The organism is Shewanella septentrionalis (assembly GCF_025370265.1).
GTDB classification, from domain to species: Bacteria; Pseudomonadota; Gammaproteobacteria; order Enterobacterales; family Shewanellaceae; genus Shewanella; species Shewanella hafniensis.
Genome location: NZ_JAMTCC010000088.1, coordinates 1 through 4075 on the forward strand (window position 1 = coordinate 1; position 4075 = coordinate 4075).

The window sequence follows — 4075 nt, forward strand, 5'->3', positions numbered from 1 at the left end:
CGCTTCGCGAAAACTTATCTCGATGTCAACCCGCCGCTGAGCGGGATCCTCAGCTGCGCAATACATTGCTCCGCGCGACACATCATCAAAATGCTGCGCATTTTAGGCAATGATGACTCGCCCCCATGTATCCCCTTCGGGGATAAAAGAAAGTAGGTCATCGCCAAGCGCCTAATTATCTCGTAGAGATGTAACGAAGCCAGCTGAATAAGCTGGCTTTTTTGCGTCTGCAATTTGTCAATTCCAGCATGATTTTTCGTCTAAATGCCCACTCTACGATGACTATTTCATCAATACGTGTCCTCCGCGTTAGCTGCAATCCTCGCTTTTAGCAGTTACAATGTGTTTTTGTCGTCATTGATCAAACACATGTCTCTAACTCATAGCCTTAAATCGTTTAATTCCTTTGGTTTAGCCCAGTCTTGCGCCGCTCTTGTTGAGGCGCACTCAAAAGAAGCTGTTCAGGCGATGTGTTTGCCACTATGGCAACAGCAATTGCCTATGTTGGTGCTTGGTGGCGGTAGCAATCTGGTCTTCACTGAGGACTTTAACGGTACAGTTGTCAGGATTTTATCGAAGGGGATAAAAGTATCTGAAGACGGAGAAGCATTTTATCTCGAGGTTGAGGCGGGTGAGAATTGGCACGAGTTAATTAAGTTTACGCTTGAGCATGGCATGTTTGGGCTGGAAAATATGGCGTTAATTCCTGGAACGGTTGGGGCAGCACCTATCCAGAATATTGGCGCTTATGGTGTTGAACTCTGTGATGTATGTGATTGGGTTGAGTATCTTGATTTACCCTCAGGTGAGTTTGTGCGTATAAGCACTGCTGAGTGTCAATTTGCTTACCGTGAATCCATTTTCAAAGACAAATTACGTAATCTTGCCGTAGTCACTGCTGTCGGACTGCGCTTAGTTAAACGGTGGCAACCGCGTTTGGCCTATGGCCCATTGCAATCGTTTGATCCCGCAACCGTTACAGCCCATGAGATTTTTGAGCGCGTATGCCAAGTGCGCAGTGAAAAGCTCCCTGATCCAGCAGTGCTCGGCAATGCAGGCAGTTTCTTTAAAAATCCTATTGTTAGCGCGGCCTGTTATCTAGATTTAGCACAGCGTTTTCCGACAATAGTGGGTTACGCACAAGCGGATGCGACGGTGAAATTGGCGGCAGGTTGGTTGATTGAACAAGCGGGACTGAAAGGTTTTGTGCTTGGTAATGCGGCTGTGCATGACAAACAAGCTTTGGTATTAGTGAATCGAGGCGGGGCAACGGGGCGCGATATTTGTCGCTTAGCGCTGCATGTTATTGCGCAAGTACAGGATAAATTTGGTGTTGTGCTAGAAGCGGAACCTAGAATCATGGGCGCTAACGGTGAAGGAGATTTGTATGTCTGATAATTGGGGAAGAAAGCGCCAGATATTAGCGTTATTGTCTAGCGGTCAATTTGTTTCAGGCGAGCAGTTAGCCACTGAACTTGGGATTTCGCGCGCCGCTGTAAATAAGCACATTGATGCGTTAGAAACCTATGGCGTAGCAATTTATAGCGTTAAAGGTCGCGGCTATAAGCTAGCCAATCCCATCTCTTTGATTGATGCTTCACGTTTAGTGCAGTCAATTGATAACCGTTGTTTTTATTTTGATGAGATCGCAAGCACCAACGGCTTTATGCTGAGCCATACCACTGAGCTAAAGAATGGCGATGTGTGCGTGGCAGAGTATCAATCTGCAGGTCGCGGTCGCCGAGGTCGCACTTGGGTGTCGCCCTATGGGCATCACCTGTACTTCTCATTGTTTTGGACATTCCCGCAGGGAATGGCACAAGCCATGGGTCTAAGTTTAGTGGTGGCGTGCACTCTAGTTGAAGTGCTTAAATCGTTTGGGGTCGAGAATATTGGGGTTAAGTGGCCGAATGATATCTATATGGATAACAAGAAGCTTGCTGGGATCTTGATTGAAATGTCGGGACAGGCGGATAGTCAGTGTCAGCTGATCATTGGTGTTGGCGTTAATATGGCGATGTCAGAGGAGCAAGGCAAAGGTATCGATCAGCCTTGGAGTGACCTGTCAGAGTTGGTTGATATGCCAGATAAGACTGCGCTTGTTATCGAATTACAGAAGCAACTGAAGCGCGATATCCAGCTATTTGAACGTGAAGAATTAGCTGCATTCAAGGCTCGTTGGCAAGCGGCAGACTTATTTTATGGCCGTGAAATACGTTTGCTTATGGGGGAAAAATCGGTCGAAGGGATTTGTCGCGGCGTTGATGAGCAGGGTGCGGTATTGCTCGAAACCGCCGACGGTGTGCAAGCATTTATCGGCGGTGAAATTAGCTTAAGGGCACGCTAAGCACCCAAGAGGCTATTTTACAGAAAACTATTTGCGCATTAGTACGTGGGACATCAAATGATCCTGACCTTTCTGTAGGATCAAATGCGCCCTTTCACGGGTCGGTTGAATATTTAATTGCAGGTTGGGACCGTTAATTGTGTCCCAAATATTGGCGGCAATGGTATTGGCTTCATCATCGGTTAGCGACGAATAGTGATGAAAATACGATTTCTTGTCACTGAAGGCGCCAGAGCGGAATTGCAAGAAGCGTTCTTTATACCATTGTTTGAGTAACGGCTCTTCCGCATCGACATAAATAGAAAAGTCGACAAAATCGGAGACAAAAGGACGACGGGTATCGACGGGGGAGTCGAGTCCAGTCTGCAGTACATTAAGGCCTTCCAAAATTAAGATGTCTGGCTGAGAAACGGTTTGGTGTTGATTCTTAACACGGTCATAGGTGACGTGTGAATAGATAGGCGCTTTCACATGGGGTTGGCCAGATTTTACTGCTGAGATAAACTCAACCAGCATTTTCATATCGTAGCTTTCCGGAAATCCCTTACGTTGTAACAAGCCTTTACGTTTCAAGTCTGCCAGCGGATACAAAAAGCCATCCGTTGTGACGAGATCGACCTTAGGGTGCTCAGGCCAATGCCGTAACAAGGCTTGCAAGATACGCGCTGTGGTACTTTTGCCTACGGCGACACTGCCGGCAATACTAATGATGTAAGGGCTTCTTGATGGCTTTTGCCCAAGGAACTCATCAACCACTAAGCCACGTTGCTGCTTAGCTTTGACGATCAAATTGAGTAGCCGGCTAAGGGGAAGGTAAATATCAGTGACTTCCGATAAGGAAATCTTCTCATTTATGCCTCTAAGGTTTTCCAAGTCTTGCTCACTCAGCGTCAGCGGCACTGAATCTCGTAACTCAGACCATTGCAGGCGCTCAAAGGCGAGATAGAGTGCTTTTTGAATTGAATTTTTAGAAGTCATTGGCTTTCCTCAGCTTAGGAAAGGCACAGTACACTATGAGATTATTCGGAACAATACTAAATGGGTGATTGCAGTCGTGTTTCCGTCGTCGTTTGATGTATTCGCTGTTTAATTGGTCGCCAAAGTTGGATAACGTGTAAAAAAACACCGTTCAAGCGCTTTTTTTGCGTAAATGGACGTTTTTTACTTGCACTTGAGAGCGCATTTACCTAATATCCCGTTCCGAAATGATATGCCGGCATAGCTCAGTTGGTAGAGCAACTGACTTGTAATCAGTAGGTCCCGAGTTCGACTCTTGGTGCCGGCACCATTTTCTGTGGAGGGGTTCCCGAGTGGCCAAAGGGATCAGACTGTAAATCTGACGGCTCAGCCTTCGAAGGTTCGAATCCTTCTCCCTCCACCACTTTTTCTAGGTAGTTAGGTAGCCTTAGTTAGGTTGCGCGGACATCGTATAATGGTATTACTCCAGCCTTCCAAGCTGATAACGCGGGTTCGATTCCCGCTGTCCGCTCCAAATTAGTTGCTGATATGGCTCAGTTGGTAGAGCACACCCTTGGTAAGGGTGAGGTCGGCAGTTCGAATCTGCCTATCAGCACCAGCCTATCTAAATTTAGCTCCTACGCCTAAACATAATCGGTTCGATGTCATTTTAATGCATCGGATTTTTTCTATATGTTAGTTTTCATCACCAAGATTCTTGGACTGAGGCATTACCATGGCTAAAGCTAAATTTGAACGTATTAAGCCCCA

At 46.5% G+C, this 4075-nt stretch carries 3 protein-coding genes and 4 tRNA genes; 6 read left to right on the forward strand and 1 reads right to left on the reverse strand.

Annotation, left to right across the window (positions count from 1 at the left end; genetic code table 11):
- Positions 1-369: 369 nt before the first annotated feature.
- Positions 370-1395, forward strand: coding sequence for a UDP-N-acetylmuramate dehydrogenase (gene murB / locus NE536_RS22435; protein WP_261274072.1), 1026 nt, complete (start codon positions 370-372; stop codon positions 1393-1395).
- Positions 1388-2347 (forward strand): bifunctional biotin--[acetyl-CoA-carboxylase] ligase/biotin operon repressor BirA, encoded by a 960-nt coding sequence (gene birA / locus NE536_RS22440; protein WP_261274073.1) that lies wholly within the window; start codon positions 1388-1390, stop codon positions 2345-2347. The genes murB and birA overlap by 8 nt, the downstream gene beginning before the upstream one ends.
- Before the next feature lie 27 nt (positions 2348-2374).
- Here the strand turns inward: birA and coaA are convergent, their stop codons facing one another.
- Entirely contained in the window at positions 2375-3325 is a 951-nt protein-coding gene (coaA, locus tag NE536_RS22445; RefSeq protein ID WP_011848150.1) for a type I pantothenate kinase, read from the reverse strand.
- A gap of 234 nt (positions 3326-3559) precedes the next feature.
- Between coaA and NE536_RS22450 the strand changes: the two genes are divergently transcribed.
- The 4 genes from NE536_RS22450 (at position 3560) to NE536_RS22465 (ending at position 3923) form a co-directional block, all read left to right on the forward strand.
- Positions 3560-3635 (forward strand) — tRNA-Thr (locus NE536_RS22450).
- An 8-nt stretch (positions 3636-3643) separates the two neighbouring features.
- A tRNA-Tyr gene (locus NE536_RS22455) sits at positions 3644-3728 on the forward strand.
- Between the two features lie 37 nt (positions 3729-3765).
- Positions 3766-3839: transfer RNA gene (locus NE536_RS22460), tRNA-Gly, on the forward strand.
- Between the two features lie 8 nt (positions 3840-3847).
- Positions 3848-3923: transfer RNA gene (locus NE536_RS22465), tRNA-Thr, on the forward strand.
- The last annotated feature ends 152 nt before the right edge of the window (positions 3924-4075 follow it).